This is a genomic window from Stenotrophomonas sp. G4 (assembly GCF_003428825.1).
GTDB lineage: Bacteria > Pseudomonadota > Gammaproteobacteria > Xanthomonadales > Xanthomonadaceae > Stenotrophomonas > Stenotrophomonas indicatrix.
Map to the genome: position 1 here is coordinate 2,565,371 of NZ_CP031741.1, position 15,707 is coordinate 2,581,077.

The 15,707-nt window shown below is 67.6% G+C and carries 13 protein-coding genes and 1 pseudogene; 4 read left to right on the forward strand and 10 right to left on the reverse strand.

Translation table 11 applies throughout. The features are described 5' to 3' along the window. Window positions 1–13 precede the first annotated feature (13 nt). On the reverse strand, window positions 14–397 hold the full coding sequence (locus D0Y85_RS11930) for a hypothetical protein (RefSeq protein WP_117311923.1): 384 nt from the start codon (window positions 395–397) through the stop codon (window positions 14–16). A gap of 198 nt (window positions 398–595) precedes the next feature. Between D0Y85_RS11930 and D0Y85_RS11935 the strand changes: the two genes are divergently transcribed. Continuing rightward, complete coding sequence (locus D0Y85_RS11935) at window positions 596–1,420, forward strand: alpha/beta hydrolase (protein WP_117310614.1); 825 nt, start codon at window positions 596–598, stop codon at window positions 1,418–1,420. Window positions 1,421–1,495: 75 nt separating this feature from the next. Here D0Y85_RS11935 and D0Y85_RS11940 read toward each other — a convergent pair whose 3' ends face one another. The 7 genes from D0Y85_RS11940 to D0Y85_RS11970 form a co-directional block, all read right to left on the reverse strand. Next, on the reverse strand, window positions 1,496–3,142 hold the full coding sequence (locus D0Y85_RS11940) for an MFS transporter (protein ID WP_117310615.1): 1,647 nt from the start codon (window positions 3,140–3,142) through the stop codon (window positions 1,496–1,498). Continuing rightward, window positions 3,136–4,419, reverse strand: a complete 1,284-nt coding sequence (locus D0Y85_RS11945) for an alginate export family protein (RefSeq protein WP_117310616.1) — start codon at window positions 4,417–4,419, stop codon at window positions 3,136–3,138. Before D0Y85_RS11945 ends, D0Y85_RS11940 begins: the two co-directional genes overlap by 7 nt. After that, window positions 4,398–6,248, reverse strand: coding sequence for an amidohydrolase (locus D0Y85_RS11950; RefSeq protein ID WP_205420759.1), 1,851 nt, complete (start codon window positions 6,246–6,248; stop codon window positions 4,398–4,400). The genes D0Y85_RS11945 and D0Y85_RS11950 overlap by 22 nt, the downstream gene beginning before the upstream one ends. Window positions 6,249–6,367: 119 nt before the next feature. Further along, entirely contained in the window at window positions 6,368–6,793 is a 426-nt protein-coding gene (locus D0Y85_RS11955; protein ID WP_025878529.1) for a DoxX family membrane protein, read from the reverse strand. Window positions 6,794–6,795: 2 nt separating this feature from the next. Continuing rightward, window positions 6,796–7,452, reverse strand: a complete 657-nt coding sequence (locus D0Y85_RS11960; RefSeq protein WP_117310618.1) for a hydrolase — start codon at window positions 7,450–7,452, stop codon at window positions 6,796–6,798. Then, the gene (locus D0Y85_RS11965; RefSeq protein ID WP_025878527.1) at window positions 7,449–7,865 is read right to left on the reverse strand and encodes an AraC family transcriptional regulator; all 417 of its coding nucleotides are present in this window, start codon (window positions 7,863–7,865) and stop codon (window positions 7,449–7,451) included. The genes D0Y85_RS11960 and D0Y85_RS11965 overlap by 4 nt, the downstream gene beginning before the upstream one ends. Window positions 7,866–7,943: 78 nt before the next feature. Continuing rightward, window positions 7,944–8,276: a hypothetical protein gene (locus D0Y85_RS11970; RefSeq protein ID WP_088100172.1), complete on the reverse strand. Its 333-nt coding sequence runs from the start codon at window positions 8,274–8,276 to the stop codon at window positions 7,944–7,946. Window positions 8,277–8,441: 165 nt separating this feature from the next. On the opposite strand from D0Y85_RS11970, the gene D0Y85_RS11975 reads away from it, so the two are divergent. Both D0Y85_RS11975 and D0Y85_RS11980 read left to right on the forward strand, forming a co-directional pair. Beyond that, window positions 8,442–11,402 (forward strand): sensor histidine kinase, encoded by a 2,961-nt coding sequence (locus D0Y85_RS11975; protein WP_240329224.1) that lies wholly within the window; start codon window positions 8,442–8,444, stop codon window positions 11,400–11,402. Continuing rightward, entirely contained in the window at window positions 11,395–12,048 is a 654-nt protein-coding gene (locus tag D0Y85_RS11980; RefSeq protein WP_117310620.1) for a response regulator transcription factor, read from the forward strand. The genes D0Y85_RS11975 and D0Y85_RS11980 overlap by 8 nt, the downstream gene beginning before the upstream one ends. A 609-nt stretch (window positions 12,049–12,657) precedes the next feature. Here the strand turns inward: D0Y85_RS11980 and D0Y85_RS11990 are convergent. Together D0Y85_RS11990 and D0Y85_RS11995 are read right to left on the reverse strand one after the other, a co-directional pair. After that, window positions 12,658–12,953 (reverse strand): annotated as a pseudogene (locus D0Y85_RS11990) (MFS transporter); the annotation flags it as partial. Between the two features lie 525 nt (window positions 12,954–13,478). Beyond that, window positions 13,479–14,675 carry an MFS transporter gene (locus tag D0Y85_RS11995; RefSeq protein WP_117310622.1) on the reverse strand — a complete coding sequence of 399 codons (1,197 nt, stop codon included), beginning with the start codon at window positions 14,673–14,675 and terminating at the stop codon, window positions 13,479–13,481. Window positions 14,676–14,769: 94 nt separating this feature from the next. On the opposite strand from D0Y85_RS11995, the gene D0Y85_RS12000 reads away from it, so the two are divergent. After that, the gene (locus D0Y85_RS12000) at window positions 14,770–15,699 is read left to right on the forward strand and encodes a LysR family transcriptional regulator (protein ID WP_117310623.1); all 930 of its coding nucleotides are present in this window, start codon (window positions 14,770–14,772) and stop codon (window positions 15,697–15,699) included. Window positions 15,700–15,707: the final 8 nt, after the last annotated feature.

Below are 15,707 nucleotides of genomic sequence, written 5' to 3' on the forward strand. Positions count from 1 at the left end.
TTTTTCGTTGTGCTCAACGACAGGCCTCGCGTACCGCGTCATCCAGCTGCCTGCGCTGCAGGTAGTCGAGCCTGCGCGGCCTGGCCAGCGTTGCCACCTGCCGCCGGCGCGCCCGCTCGCAGCCACGCGGGTCAGCCGTGATCGATATCAGCGCGCCCTGTGCGCGCCCGCGCCGTGGCGTCCGCCTGCTACCGCTGCGGGCAGGCTGCACGACTGCAGGTGTGGGCCCGCGTGCCTTCGACTCGGCACCGGGCACTTCCCAGCGCCACTCCGCGCGCCCCTGGCAGGGCGTCTGCTGGTAGACCGGATGCTCACCTCCGGTGCACTTGTACACGTTGGTCTGTGCCATCGCTACAGCAGCCAACAACAGTGTAGGCAGCACTCCCCATCCCGGCATCTTCATGACTGGCCCTCACGCGTCCGATGGCCATGGTTGCCATCAGCACCGGCCTGCCGCCAGAGCGAGTCGCGTCAGCGCGACGACCACGCCAATCCGGCACAGCCGTGCAATGCACATCGCCCATCGTGCGCTGTACTGCCGCAGGCGCCGGCCAACCCGCAGGCGTCTTCCCTCCCTTTCGCCAAGGAACCTGCAATGAGCAATTTCGTGACCGTCAATGATGGCGCCCGCATCTTCTACAAGGACTGGGGCACCGGCCAGCCTGTCGTATTCGCCCATGGCTGGCCACTGTCGTCCGATGCCTGGGACCCGCAGATGCTGTTCATGGGGCAGAACGGCTACCGCGTGATCGCCCATGATCGCCGCAGCCATGGCCGCTCCAGCCAGACCTGGGACGGCAACAACATGGACACCTACGCCGATGACCTTGCTGCCGTTCTGGATGCGCTGGACGTGAAGGACGCGATCCTGGTCGGCCATTCCACCGGCGGTGGCGAAGTGGCGCACTACATCGGCCGCCATGGCAGCAAGCGCGTGGCCAAGGTGGTGCTGGTCGGCGCGGTGCCGCCGCTGATGCTGAAGACCGAAGACAATCCGGCCGGCACCCCGCTGGAAGTGTTCGACGGCATCCGCAAGGGCACCGGTGGCGATCGTTCGCAGTTCTTCAAGGATCTGGCCACGCCGTTCTTCGGCGCCAATCGTGATGGCAACAGCGTCACCGAAGGCATGCGTGATTCGTTCTGGCTGCAGGGCATGCTGGGCGGCGTGAAAGGCCAGTACGACTGCATCCACGAATTCTCGGAGGTGGACTACACCGACGACCTGAAGAAGATCGACGTGCCGGCTCTGGTGGTGCATGGCGATGACGACCAGATCGTGCCCTTCGATGCTTCGGCCAAGCTGTCCTCGCAGATCATCCGCAACGCAGAACTGAAGGTGTACGCCGGTGCACCGCACGGCCTCACCCTGACCCATGCCGATCAGTTCAACGCCGACCTGCTGGCATTCGCACGCAGATGACGTATCGCGGCGGCGCCCGTGCGCCGCCGCTCCTGCCTTGGAGCCGGCCAGCGGCCAGCTTCCATCACGGGTCCATCAGATATCGCTGTGGTGATGTGGCGCCGCCGCCGGCAATGGATCATGGCCGCCAACGAAGTGACGCACCACCGGCGCGCGCTCGCCGCGATGCAGCGCGCGCAGCGCCTCCTGGATCGCCTTGTCGTCGGCGGTGATGCGTTCATGCTGGCGCAGGTGCTCCAACCACGATGCTGCGACGAAATACTCCAGATGGATGCCCGGGGTCGCCACATCCTCGACCACGCCCCAGACCACGGCGCCATCGCGTCGACGGATCGTTCCCAGCGTGCGCATCTGCGCCTGGAACGCGGCGCGGTCGGCGGCATCGATGCGATATTCGATGGTCACCAGCACCGGTCCGCGATCATTCGACACCGGCACCGACAGTTCCGGTGCGGGCCAGTGCCCGGCCGGGCTCAGGTTCAGATCTTCGGCGCCTGCAATGCGTACCCGCCACACCAGCAGGCCGCCGATGACCGCACCTGCAGCAGCCACCAGCAGTGCCAGCTCGGGCGATGTGCGCTGCGCCAGTGCACCCCAGCTCAGGCCACCGGCCGCCATGCCGGCAGAGAACACCATGATGTACAGGGCAAGCGCACGCGCCCTCACCCAGGCCGGCACCGCCGTCTGTGCTGCAATCTGCAGCGAAGACAGTACGGTGATCCAGGCAAAGCCATTGACCAGCATCACCAGCGGCAACACGTACCAGCTGCGGGTCAGCGCCAGGCCGGCCAGGCTTGCTGCCAGCGACAGGGTGGCCAGCAGCACCAGCAGGTCGCGATCAAGCCTGGCCCGCAGCTTCGGCAGCAGCAACGCACCACCTACCGCACCGATGCCGATGCAACCCAGCAGCACGCCGTACTGCCCCGCTCCGCCCTGCATCTGCCCGCGCACCACCACCGGCAGCATCGCGTTCATCGCCGCGGCGAAGAAGAAGAAGCCGGCCGATTTGATCAGTACCGCCTGCAGGCGACCGGCACGGCTGGCATAGCGCAGACCCGCCTTCAGGCCAGCGCCGAACCCTTCGGGCGGCAGGCTGGACGCCTTCGGATCACGCTTCCAGCCCCACACCACGAACAGCATGGCGGCAAAGGTGATGGCGTTGAACCCGAAGGCCCACACCGCACCCAGCTGGGCCACGATCACCCCGCCGATGGCCGGCCCGATGGAACGGGCAATGTTGATGCCGATGGAGTTGAGTGCCACGGCCGAGGCCAGCATCGGCTGCGGAACCAGCTCGGAGACGATCGCGGCCTGTGCCGGCATCGCCATCGCCGCACCGCAGCCCATGCAGAAGGTCAGCAGTACCAGCAGCTGCGGGGTCAGCAGGTCCAATGCCGTGAGCACGGCGGTCGCTGCCGCCACCAGCAGCATCCAGCCCTGGGTGAACAGCAGGTATTTGCGGCGGTCGACGATGTCGGCGAGGGTGCCGGCCGCCAGCGCCAGCAGCACGATCGGCACGGTGGTGGCCGACTGCACCAGCGCCACCATCAACGCCGAACCGGTGCGTTCGGCCATCACCCAGGCCGCAGCCACGTCGTTGACCCAGGTACCGATGTTGCTGGCCAGGATCGCCAGCCAGATCGAGCGGAACATGCGGATCTTCAGGGGGGACCAGGCACCTGCGGCCTGGGATGCGTGCTGTGACGCGGATGCGTTCACCATTGCCATGCTCCAACGATCGAGGCGAAAAACGTGTCCTGGCCGCCAGCCTGCTTCAGTGCAGGACCCGCGTCGACCCAGGCCAGCTGCAGCTGCCATTGCCAGTGGTCATTGACCTGCCAGCGGGTTTCGGATTTGTACTGGGTACCGATGCGGCGTGCGCCTCCGGCACTGCCGGGCAACGCTGCCAACGGTGCCGGCGTGGTATAGACCGCATCGGCGCGCCGATGCTTCCACGCCAGTTGCACACCCAGCTCGGTCGTCACCGCCTGATGCAGGCGCAGTGCCAGTGTCGGTTGCAGATCCATCAGGTTGGCCGGTGCCAACAGGCTGGCTTCGCTGAAATAGGCGGACTTGGGAAACAACGCATTGAACGTACCCAGCCGACCATCACCTGGTTCTGCGTCGCCGCTGGCAATGTCGGCCTTCAGGCCAAGCCGCGGTTGCAGCGGCAGCGCACTCCAGCGCCAACCGGTATCGGTGGCGAGGGTCCAGGCGCGGATGTCCAGATCGCCGGTCACAGCCCGCAGTTCACCGCCCTGCGCCACCATTTCGGTATTCCAGTCCAGCGCACCCGACTGGCCGAACCAGCGCGCGCCCAGGGTCTGCCGCCGCTCGGTGCCGCTGCCCGCGGCGAAGCGCGCGCCCTCGCGACGATAGTCGAGCAGGTAAAGGTCCCACTGGCTGATGCCCGCGCCCTTGGCCGTGGTCGCATACGCGCCGAGCAGGTGTGCACCGCGCTCACCGCGGTCATCGAAAGCACCCGGGCGGTTCTCGACCGGGCGCAGCGCCATCAGGTCCAGTGCGCCCAGCCTGCCCTGCCACCCCACCCGCGCACCATCGAAGGCCAAGCGGATGTTCGGCCCGTCGCGCACCGACAACAGGCGCGAGCTGCCATAGCCCGCTTCCTGCCGGCCCAGCTGCACGTGCATGCCAGCGCCGGCCCAGCGCCAGTACGCCTGCTGCACGTCCAGCGCGCCGCGATCGGTACGACCTGGGCCACCGGCCTTGCCGCGCTCGGCATGCGTACCCAGCTGCAGCTTCGCCTGCCAGTCACCTTGCGCGAAGGAGGCAGAAGCCAGCGCACGCAGCAGGCCGTAGCCATCGTCGCCAGCACCGACGCCAAACCGGGTCGGTGCGTAGTACATGCCACGCAGGCGCAGCGATGCATCCCACTGCAACTGGCCGTCGCCGACCGTGGTACAGGCGCCACCGTCGCAGGCCAGCGCCAACGACGGCAACACCAGCGATGCCAAGGTCAGAACGCGAAGCACGAACACCCCATCGCGCCCCAGAACGCGGTCAGGTCATCGGTTGGCGCCGGATGACGGACTGCGTGGCCATGCGCACCGTGGGTGCTGCAGGCCACACCATGGTGGTGATGACGGTGCGCCGCAGCCAATCCGGTCGCCGCTCCTCCGACGTGGTAACCACCGAAGCGGTTCACCGGCGACCAGTCCGGCATCGCCGGAGGCAGCTGCGGCGCCAACCCGGCGTAGTCGCCGTCGCCATGCACGATGCGGCCACCCACCACGGTCAGCAGGCTGGTGATGTCGGCGATCTGCTGCTCATCGACACGGAAGAAGTCGGCCGACAGCAGGATGAAGTCGGCCAGCTGGCCCACCTTCAGCGTGCCCTTCACCGCTTCGTCGCCGGAGAACCAGGCGCTGCCCTGTGTCCACAGGCGCAGGGCCTGCTCGCGCTCCAGCAGGTTCTCATCACCGTACAGGGCCAGGCCGCCGACGGTGCGTCCCGTCACCAGCCACGACAGCGCCACCCACGGGTTGTAGCTGGCCACGCGGGTAGCATCGGTGCCGGCGCCGACCGGCACGCCCTCGGCCAGCATCCGCTTCACCGGTGGCGTGTGCCGCGCCGCCTGCACGCCATAGCGCTGCACGAATGCCTCGCCCTGGTAGGCCATGCGGTGCTGCACGGCGATGCCGCCGTTGAGTGCGCGGATACGCTCGATGTTGCGCGGGATGATGGTCTCGGCATGGTCGATGAACCAGTGCAGGCCATCGAACGGCACCTCACGGTTGACCTGCTCGTAGACGTCGAGGATGCGGCTGATGCTTTCGTCGTAGGTCGCATGGATGCGGAACGGCCAGCGCTTCTCCACCAGCAGCTTCACCACATCGTGCAGCTCCGGCTCGAGTTCCGGTGGCAGTTCCGGGCGCGGCTCGTTGAACAGTTCAAAGTCGGCTGCAGAGAACACCAGCATCTCGCCGGCACCATTGTGGCGCAGCAGGTCATCGCCCTGGCGCGGTTGCAGCATCTCGCTCCAGCCGCGGAAATCGCTGACCTCGCTGCCCTTGTTCTGGGTGAACAGGTTGTAGGCAATGCGCACGGTCAGCTGATCATCGCGATGCAGCTGCTCGATGACCTGGTAGTCCTCGGGGTAGTTCTGGAAACCGCCTCCGGCGTCGATCACCGAGGTGATGCCCAGGCGGTTCAGCTCGCGCATGAAATGGCGGGTTGAATTGGCCTGGTACTCGACCGGCAGCTTCGGCCCCTTGGCCAGGGTCGCATACAGGATCAATGCATTCGGCTTGGCCAGCAGCAGGCCGGTCGGGTTGCCCAGCGAATCGCGCACGATCTGTCCGCCGGGCGGGTCCGGCGTTTCCTTGGTATAGCCACAGGCACGCAGCGCGGCGCGATTGAGCAGCGCGCGGTCGTACAGGTGCAGCAGGAACACCGGCGTATCCGGAGCGATGTCGTTCAGCTCCTGCAGGCTCGGCAGGCGCTTTTCGGTGAACTGGGTCGCGGTGAATCCACCGACCACACGCACCCACTGCGGCGCGGGCGTGCGGTCAACCTGCGCCTTCAGCATGGCCATCGCATCGGCCAGTGAACGCAGGCCATCCCAGCGCAGTTCCAGGTTGTAGTTCAGGCCACCGCGGATCAGGTGGGTGTGGCTGTCGTTGAGTCCGGGCACGATGCGCCGCCCCTGCGCATCGACGATCGTGGCTTCGCTGCCCCAACCGCGCATGATGTCCTCGTCGCTTCCCACGGCAACGATACGGCCGTTCTGCACGGCCAGTGCCTGCGCATGCGGCTGCTGCGGATCAAGCGTGGTGATGCGTGCGTTGCGGATGACCAGTGTGCTCATGCGACGCTCCTTGGAAGGGGATTGGATGGCCGCGGCGGTACCGCCAGCCAGGCCCAGCGCCAGCGCGGCACCGGTGGCCAGCACCACATTGCGGCGGCCAGGATCGAGAGGTTCGTTGTTCACGCGATGTCTCCAGAAAGAAGCAGACCATCCACCGCCCATGCACCGGGCCCGGCCAGGGCGATGGCCAGCAGTGCCAGCGTCCACAACAACGGATACTCGGCACCGCCGCGCATCCAGAACCACCCGTTGCGCAGCGCAAGCAGGGCGGTGAAGGCGATGAAGGCGGCGGCGACAAGCGCGGCGATCCGGGCCTGCCAGCCCAGCATCACAGCGCTACCGGCCACCACCTGCAGCAGCGCCAGCAGCAGTGGCAGCGGCGCCGACGACGGCAGACCGAAGCCACGCAGTTCGCCGGCAAAACCTGCCAGGCCCGGCCCGTTGAACCAGCCGAACAACTTGCCCAGCGCATGCGGCAGCAGGAATCCTCCCGCCGCCACACGCAGGATCAACAAGGCCAGGTCGAGACCATGGCCATCGCGCACGCTCAGTGCCCGCCTTCCTGCGCGCCGAACATGGTCTTGGCGTACTGGATGCCGACGCCATAGCCACCCGCATGGTCACGGGCGATGCCGGTGGTCAGGTCGTAGGTTTCAGAACGCGCCCAGTCGCGCTGCAGTTCCAGCAGGTACTGCACGCTGGTGATCGGCACGGCACCGGCCTGCACCATGCGGGCGATCGCACGTTCGTGCGCCTCTTCGCTCACATCGCCGCAGGCATCGGTGATCACGTAGACCTCAAACCCCTGCTCCAGCGCCGACAGCGCCGGGCCGACGATGCACACACTGGTCCACAAGCCGGCGAGCACCAGCCGACGCTTGCCGATGCGGTTCACCTCATCGATCACCGGCTGGTCTTCCCAGGTGTTCATCGACGTGCGATCGAACACCGCCTGGCCGGGGAAGATCACCGGCAGCTCCGGGAACATCGGGCCGGAGAACGACTTCTCGGCCACCGTGGTCAGCAGCACCGGCACCTTGAAGCCTTTGGCACCCTTGCTGATCAACGACACGTTGTTGCGCAGCGCGGAGATGTCGATGGTGTGGGTGGCAAATGCCATCTGCGACTGGTAGTCGATCAGTATCAGAGCGTGGTCGGCCGGTGACAGCAGTGCTTTGGCGGGGGTGGCGGTGGCGAGGCTCATGGGTGGACTCCGGTGGAGGAAACAACAGGGGGCTGGGAACGGGCCGCGCCATCGGCCAGATACTGGCCGGGACTGCAGCCGGTCTCGGCGCGGAAGCTGCGGACGAAGTGGCTCTGGTCGAAGAAGCCAAGATGCTGGGCTAGGCAGGTCATCGACTGCGCGGCCGTCGGCAGCAGCTGCGTGGCGCGTTCGATGCGCCGACGGCGCACGTAGCGCAGCGGGCTGGCGCCGGTGCCCATGCGGAACAACCGCACCAGATGGAATCGGCTTACGCAGGCAACGGCAGCCAGCTCTGTCACCCGCAGCGGTTGCGACAGGTGCTCGTCGATGTAGCGCAGCGCACGCTGCAGGGCAGCCGACTGGTGCGGTGCCAAGGTGGTTGCGGACAGGGCAGGAGGCTGGACGGTAGCCATGAAGGAGCGCCGCGACGGGAGCACCCATGGTGTGCCGCCGGCTGCGATCGCCCTACCCCCGTCGGTCGAGGCCGGCGCTCACCCATTCGGGGGAGGCCGGCGCTGCAGCAGGCGGCGGCCGAACAACCGCGCATCCAGCGAATACGCGCCCGGCCCCAGCATGAGCAGGGCCAACGGCAGCAGCAGCCAGGGCAGCGCCGCGCCCTGCCCGTACAACCCCGGCACCGCCAGCAGCACCGCCAGCGGGGTCAGCAGCCCGGGCAGCAGCAGGCCGATCGCCGCCAGGCACATCAGTCCCGGCGCACCGGCCGGGCTTCCGCCCGCCAACAGACCCCCTGCCACGCACAGGCGCAGCCACAGCAGTCCCAGTCCGGGGCCGCGGTCAGGGAACATCACATACAAGCGCTGCATCGCCGGGCTCCGTCATCCATCACGGCGTGATAGCGGACACCGAAGCGGTACGCCTACCCGAACGGGTCACCCCGGCCTGCCCCGCACCTGCCAGAATGACCGCATGCGTGGCCGCCCTTCCCCTTCCTGCGTCGCCTGCCGGCGCTGCTGTCGTGCCTGCTGTTGTTGACTGCCCTGCCCGCCTTCGCCGTGCAGCAACCCGCAGTGAGCGATGGCATGCCCGGCTATCAGCACACCGCCTGGCGCGTCGGCCAGGGCGCCCCGGGGGATATCTGGGATATCGTCCAGGACCACCAGGGCATGTTGTGGCTGGCGACGGGTTCGGGCTTGTACCGCTTCGACGGCCGGCGTTTCGAGCGACAGGCCGCACCGGCAGGCACCCGTTTTCCCTCCACCAACATGGTTACCCTCGGCCTCGATGGCGGCGATGGTGGCCTGTGGATCGGCTACTTCCAGGCAGGCATCAGCCAGTTCACGCAGGAACGCCTGCGCAGCTTCGGCCGCCCGCAGGGCGTGCCGGTGGGTGTGGTCCCGCGCTTCGCGCATGACCGCAACGGCCGCCTGTGGGCTGCCGTCAATGGCGGCCTGCGCTGGTTCGATGGACATCGCTGGCAGGAGCCGCCGGCTTCCTTCGGCCTGCCGCAGAGACGCGTGCAATGGGTGCTGCAGGACGGCCACGGCACATTCTGGGTGCTGGCGGACCTGCAGATATGGCGTCGCCCTCCTGGCGCGGCCCGCTTCGAAGCCACCGGCATCGCGGTCTCGCAGATGGCTTCGCTGGTGGAGAGCCCGCGCGGCGAAATCTGGCTGGCCGACCGCGTGCGCGGCACGTCGCCGCTGGCCAACGCGCATGGCCTGTTGCCCGCCGAGGAACGTGAAGCACGGCGGCTGCCCGGGCTGGTCGCCTCGCGCCTGCAGTTCACGGCCGACGGGGCCCTGTGGGCCACGCTCAGCCCGCACGGTGGCGTGGCCCGGGTCACCTTCGACGGCCAACAGGCTGTGCGCATGGAGCGCTTCGATGCCGCGCAGGGCCTGACCGCGACGTCGGCAGTGCCGGTCCTTGCCGATCGCGAAGGCAACATCTGGGTAGGCACCAACCTCGGCCTCAACCGCTTCCGCGCGCACAGTGTGCAGACCTTGGCCGTGGGCCCTACCGATCCGTACCGGTCATTGGTACGCGCCAGTGATGGCCGGGTGTATGGCTATGGCGAAGACCTGAAGCTTTTCGACCTGCGGCGTCCGCTGCTGGGCGGCAGCGCTGCGCAGCTGCAGGCCGCGGCACGGCAGGCACCCACTCCGGTGTGGCAGTTCGACTGGATCAATCTGGCGCGTACCGTCAGCGGCCACACCACCCTCATACCGCTGCCGGCACCGTTCACCGGGCAGCCACTGCACGCCCTGCTGTTTGCCGATGCGGACCAGGCCTGGGCCTGCGCCGGCGAGCGCGCGGTGCTGCACTACACGGACAACCGCTGGCGACGCGAAACCCGGCTTCCCGAGCAGGCCTGTTCGTCGCTGGCGCTTACCGATGACGGTGCGCTGCTGCTGGGCTACGCCGATGGCACCCTGCGCCGCCTGCACGGCGGCACGGTCAACACCTTCGGCGCCGCCGAAGGACTGTCGGTAGGCCCGGTAACCGCGTTGCTGCAGCACAAGGACCTGCTGCTGGTCGCCGGCGAGGCCGGCCTGGCCGCGCGTTCCGGCAACGGCCGCTTCCTGCCGGTGCGCACCGACATGGCCGGCGTACTGGAAGGCATCACCGGCATGGTCGCCGATGCGAACGGGCTGCTCTGGCTCAATGGCAGCCGCGGCCTGGTGCGGTTGCAGGTTGCCACCCTGCGCAGCGCGCTGCGCAACGACCAGGCGATAGCCCCCCGCCTGTTCGACGCGGTTGACGGCATGCCGGGCATCGCCCTGCAGAGCGGCCCCATCCCCACTGCGGTACTGGCGGCTGATGGCCTGCTGTGGCTTGCCACCAATCAAGGCCTGGCGTGGCTGGACACGCGGCAGTCGCACATCAACACCATGGCGCCTGGCGTGCGCATCGGTGACGTGCTGTATGGCAGTACCCAGGCCCCGTTGCAGGAGGGACTGCGCCTTCCGGCCGGCACTACCCAGCTGCAGATCGACTATGTCGCGCTGTCGCTGGCGCGGCCGGAGCGCAACCGCTACCGCTATCGACTGTCCGGCGTGGACGACGCTTGGCAGGAGGCCGGCGCGAGCACGCGCGCCTATTACACCAACCTCGCACCGGGCCATTACCGCTTCGAGGTGGAAGCAGCCAACGAAGATGGCATCTGGAGCAGCACGCCAGCCAGCCGCAGCTTCCACATCGCACCGACGTTCCTGCAGACCGCCTGGTTCAAACTGTTGTGCGCCTGCTTGGTGATGGCTGCGCTGGCGCTGGCCGTACGGGTGCGCAGCCGGCAGCTGGCGGCATTGTTCCGCGCCCGCCTGCAGGAACGCAACGGCGAGCGCGAGCGCATTGCGCGCGATCTGCACGACACCCTGCTGCAGGGCAGCCAGGGACTCATCCTGCGCCTGCACGCCATCAGCCAATCGGCACAGACACCAGAGCCGGTACGCACCCAGCTGGAGTCGGCGATGCTGCTGGCCGAGCGCAATCTGGCCGAAGGCCGTGAACGGGTCAACGCGCTGCGCGACGCACCGTTTGCCGGCCGCGATCTCGCCTCTGCGCTGGCCGACGTGCATGCCGAATATGCAGGCCAAGGCACCAATCCACTGCGCTTGACCATGGAAGGCACACCGCCGCCGCTGCAGGCCGAAGCCGCCGAGGAAGTGTTCCTGATCGGGCGTGAAGCGATCCGCAATGCGCTGCGGCATGCGCAGGCCAGTGCCATCGAAGTGGAGCTGTCCTACGGTGCCCGCGGCTTCCTGCTGCATGTGCGCGACGATGGCGTCGGCATCGCCAATGACAACGCCGGCGGCGGACACTGGGGCATGCAGGGCATGCGCGAGCGCGCACACCGGCTGGGTGCGGAGCTGCAGGTGTGGACTCGCCCCGGCCTGGGTACCGAAGTCGCGCTGTCCGTGCCGGCCCGTCGCTTGTATCACCGACATCCACCGCGCTGGCGCTGGCCCTGGAGCAGAACCGCCCATGACTGAATCCCTTCCTCCCATCGGCGTGCTGGTGGTTGATGACCATCCGCTGTTGCGCGATGGCCTGGCCGCACTGCTCGGCGCACATGCCGACCTGCGCCTGCTCGGCGAAGCCGCCGACGGCGAGGAAGCCCTTGCCCGCTACCAGCAGCTGCGCCCGGATGTGGTGCTGATGGACCTGCAGATGCCGCGCATGGATGGCGTGGAAGCAATCGTGCGGATCCGTGCGCTCGATCCCCGCGCGCGCATCATCGTGCTGACGACCTACCGCGGCGACGTACGCGCCGTGCGCGCACTGCAGGCCGGTGCCAGCGCCTACCTGCTGAAGGACATGCTGCGCCACGAACTGGTGGCCACCATCCGCACCGTGGCCAGTGGCCGCCGCGCACCGATACCGGCGGAAGTGGCGGCCAGCATCGCCGCGCACGTGGTGGAAGACCGGCTGTCGCCACGCGAAACCGAAGTGCTGCGCCACGTGGCTGGCGGCCTGTCGAACAAGCGCATCGGCGAACGCATGCAGATTTCCGAGCAGACGGTGAAGGCACACATGAAGAGCCTGATGGAAAAACTGGGCGTTGGCGACCGGACGCACGCGGTGACCCAGGCACTGCGTCGCGGAATCATCAGTCTGGATGACACCGGTCAGGAGTGAAGGGGTTTTGGCCGGGCTGCGCCCGGCACCCGCAGAGGCCGAAGCAACTGCAACAGCCGAAGCAACTGCAACAGCAAAAGCCTGCATTCCTTGGGATGGCGGGGAGGGGACAGATGGCGGGGGACGCTGCAAGTACGTCCATGTAAGCTCGGTCGCGCCATCCATGGCGCTCACGCCCCCGCCACCTGCCCCCTCCCCGCCTCCGACAATTTCCCGCGATCTGTCGGAATGTCATGGCCTGCTCTTGGTGGGTGTCGACCTTGGTCGACACCTAGATCCACGCCATGCGTGGATGCTCTTCAATTCAACGTCGAAATATCGGATTTACATCAATCTGGGGTCAGATCCGTTTTTCTGCGGAAAACGGATCCGACCCCATGAACCGTCCCGACAGATCGCGGAGACCTGTCGAAGGCGGGGCGGTGTCGGATCGCGGGCATCCGCGCCATGGATGGCGCGGCTGAGCCTACAAGGACGTACTTGCGGCGTCCCCGCAATCCGACACCGCCCCGCCCTCCCGCGGATGCCAGCTTCTGCTGTTGCTGCTGAGGTTGCCGGCCAGCGGCCGGCACTACCGCAGGTGCAGGGCGCAGCCCTGCCGAACCACCCTCAACGCAGACGGATCAGCAGGCTGCCACCGGCACAGATCGTCGCCAGCCACGCCACGCCGTGCCACCCCACTGCGCCAGCGCCATACTGCCCAAGGCACCGCCGCCGGCCATGCCGATGAACATGCCGGTGAACAGCAGTGCATTGAGGCGGCTGCGCGCCGGCGGCACCAGGCCGTAGACCAGCGTCTGGTGCGCAACCAGCGCCGATTGGAAACCGAAGTCGAACAGCAGTGCGCTGATCACCAGCAGCGGAAGCAGCGCCACGGCCGGCAGCCACGAATCGACCAGCAACAGCAACAGCAACAGCAACAGCAAAAGCCCGCATTCCTTGGGATGGCGGGGAGGGGACAGATGGCGGGGACGCTGCAAGTACGTCCATGTAAGCTCGGTCGCGCCATCCATGGCGCTCACGCCCCCGCCATCTGCCCCCTCCCCGCCTCCGACAATTTCCCGCGATCTGTCGGAATGTCATGGCCTGCTCTTGGTGGGTGTCGACCTTGGTCGACACGTAGATCCACGCCATGCGTGGATGCTCTTCGATCAATTGTCGAAATATTCGATTTCGATTGGATTTGATCCAAGCGAAGCACAGATGGACCAACAGACACCGGACAACTGTCGAAGGCGGGGCGGTGTCGGATTGCGGGGCATCCGCGCCATGGATGGCGCGGCTGAGCCTACAAGGACGTACTTGCGGCGTCCCCGCAATCCGACACCGCCCCGCCCCCACGGAATACCCGCTGTTGCTGTTGCTGTTGCGGTTGCCGGCCAGCGGCCGGCACTACAGCAGGTGCAGGGCACAGCCCTGCCGAACCACCCTCAACGCAGACGGATCAGCAGGCTGCCACCGGCACAGATCGTCGCCAGCCACGCCACGCCGTGCCACCCCCACTGCGCCAGCGCCATACTGCCCAAGGCACCGCCGCCGGCCATGCCGATGAACATGCCGGTGAACAGCAGTGCATTGAGGCGGCTGCGCGCCGGCGGCACCAGGCCGTAGACCAGCGTCTGGTGCGCAACCAGCGCCGATTGGAAACCGAAGTCGAACAGCAGTGCGCTGATCACCAGCAGCGGAAGCAGCGCCACGGCCGGCAGCCACGAATCGACCAGCAACAGCGCAAAGCCAACCAGAGCGACAGCAATCGCCAACCGCGCGACCGCAGGGCTGCCCAACCGGTCTGCAAAACGACCGGCAACCGGTGCCGCCAATGCACCCGCAGCACCGGCAATACCGAACGCACCTGCGACGGCACTGCCCAGGCCCAGCCGGGCGTGCAGCATCAGCGCCAGGGTCGACCAGAACGCACTGAAGCCCACCGCCAGCAGCGACTGGCTGGCCACGGCCCGGCGCAGCTGCGGCTGCTCGCGCCAGAGCGCCAGCAACGAACCCAGCAGCGCCGGATAACGCAGCGTACTGGTCGCAGCGAAGTGCGGCAGTGCGCGTGCCATCACCGCCCCCATCGCCAGCACCGAAAGCGCTGCCAGGCCGAACTGCACGCGCCAGCCCCAGGCTTCGGCCACCACGCCGCTGACCACGCGCGACAGCAGGATGCCCAGCAGCAGGCCGGTCATCACCCTGCCCACTACTTGCCCACGCTGCGCATCCGGTGCCAGCACCGCGGCGGCCGGCACGATGTCCTGCGCCAGCGTGGCCATCAGCCCCACCAGCAGGCTTGCAACAAGAAGCCCCGGCAACTGGCCGGCCAAGGCGGCCGCCCCGAGGGCCAACGCCAGCAGCACCGACTTCAGCAGGATCAGGTTGCGCCGGTCGAAGCGGTCGCCCAGTGGAGCCAGCAGCAGGATGCCCAGTGCATAACCCAGCTGGGTCAGGGTCGGCACCAGGCCCACGGCACGCTCGCCCGTAGCCAGATCCTGCGCGATCAGGCCCAGCATCGGCTGGCTGTAATAGAGCGAGGCCACCGAAAAGCCCGCGCCAGCGGCCATGGCCAGCACCAGGGATGGGGCCGGCGCAGCGCTGGGGGTAGAGACGATGGTTGAGAGCGAGGGAGTGGGCATGGGGGGTACCAGGGAGGGAATTGAAGCGTAGCGTGCCCGCATTCGCCAGACGTCTGTAGTAGGCTCAACCACATACTTTACATACGCCATTCGCATGAACGATCCTGCCTCGGGCGGCGACCGCCTGGACCTGCTGCGTACCTTCCTGCGCATCGTCGACAGCGGCAGCCTTTCTGCTGCCGCCGTGCAACTGGGCACGACCCAGCCCACCGTCAGCCGTCGGCTTCAAGCCCTGGAACGGCAGCTGGGCCTGCGCCTGCTGCAGCGGTCTACCCACGGCCTGCTGCTGACCGAGGAGGGCCAGCGCTGCCAACGACATGCGCAGCGGGTGGTGGACGAATGGGAAGCGTTGCAGGCCGAGTTGCATGGGCAGACACAGAGGCTCAGCGGCCGCCTGCGGGTGATGGTGCCGCATGCGTTCGGCCAGGCGCAGCTGCTGCCCACCATGCTCGACTTCTTGGCCCAGCATCCACAACTGAGCCTGGAGTGGATCCTCGAGGACCGCCGCCCGGACTTCATCGCCGAAGGCATCGACTGCGCGGTGCGGGTCGGCCCGGTCGATGAACCGCGCGTGGTCGCCCTGCCGCTGGCCGAAGTGCCGCGCATTGTAGTGGCCGCACCGTCACTGGCCCATGCGGAGTCGGTCACCACGCCCGAGCAGGCGCAGGCATTGCCGTGGATCTCGCTGGTCACCTACTACCGCGAACGTCTGCTGCTGCACGACGCGCGGGGCCGTGCGCACACGCTGTCGATCACGCCACGCCTGCTGAGCGACAACCTGTTCGTGGTGCAGCAGGCCGCACGTGCGGGATTGGGGGCCGCAGTGGTGTCGGCCTGGCTGGTAGCCGAGGACCTGGCCGAAGGTCGGTTGGTGCAGCTTTTGCCGGACTGGCAGGCACCACCACTGCCGGTGCATCTGGTGTTCCCGGCTGCGCGCCAGCAACCGTTGCGCCTGCGCGCCTTCATCGACGCGATGAAAACCACGCTGCCGCAGCTGCATGGGATGCGGCCGGCAGCAAAGTGACAGCCTGC

What these genes read in the sequence shown, in the direction of transcription:
- D0Y85_RS11930 (WP_117311923.1), bottom strand. Translation starts at nt 397, where the DNA reads ATGCCGGGATGGGGAGTGCTGCCTACACTGTTGTTGGCTGCTGTAGCG.
- D0Y85_RS11935 (WP_117310614.1), top strand. Translation starts at nt 596, where the DNA reads ATGAGCAATTTCGTGACCGTCAATGATGGCGCCCGCATCTTCTACAAG.
- D0Y85_RS11940 (WP_117310615.1), bottom strand. Translation starts at nt 3,142, where the DNA reads ATGGTGAACGCATCCGCGTCACAGCACGCATCCCAGGCCGCAGGTGCC.
- D0Y85_RS11950 (WP_205420759.1), bottom strand. Translation starts at nt 6,248, where the DNA reads ATGAGCACACTGGTCATCCGCAACGCACGCATCACCACGCTTGATCCG.
- D0Y85_RS11960 (WP_117310618.1), bottom strand. Translation starts at nt 7,452, where the DNA reads ATGAGCCTCGCCACCGCCACCCCCGCCAAAGCACTGCTGTCACCGGCC.
- D0Y85_RS11965 (WP_025878527.1), bottom strand. Translation starts at nt 7,865, where the DNA reads ATGGCTACCGTCCAGCCTCCTGCCCTGTCCGCAACCACCTTGGCACCG.
- D0Y85_RS11970 (WP_088100172.1), bottom strand. Translation starts at nt 8,276, where the DNA reads ATGCAGCGCTTGTATGTGATGTTCCCTGACCGCGGCCCCGGACTGGGA.
- D0Y85_RS11980 (WP_117310620.1), top strand. Translation starts at nt 11,395, where the DNA reads ATGACTGAATCCCTTCCTCCCATCGGCGTGCTGGTGGTTGATGACCAT.
- D0Y85_RS11995 (WP_117310622.1), bottom strand. Translation starts at nt 14,675, where the DNA reads ATGCCCACTCCCTCGCTCTCAACCATCGTCTCTACCCCCAGCGCTGCG.
- D0Y85_RS12000 (WP_117310623.1), top strand. Translation starts at nt 14,770, where the DNA reads ATGAACGATCCTGCCTCGGGCGGCGACCGCCTGGACCTGCTGCGTACC.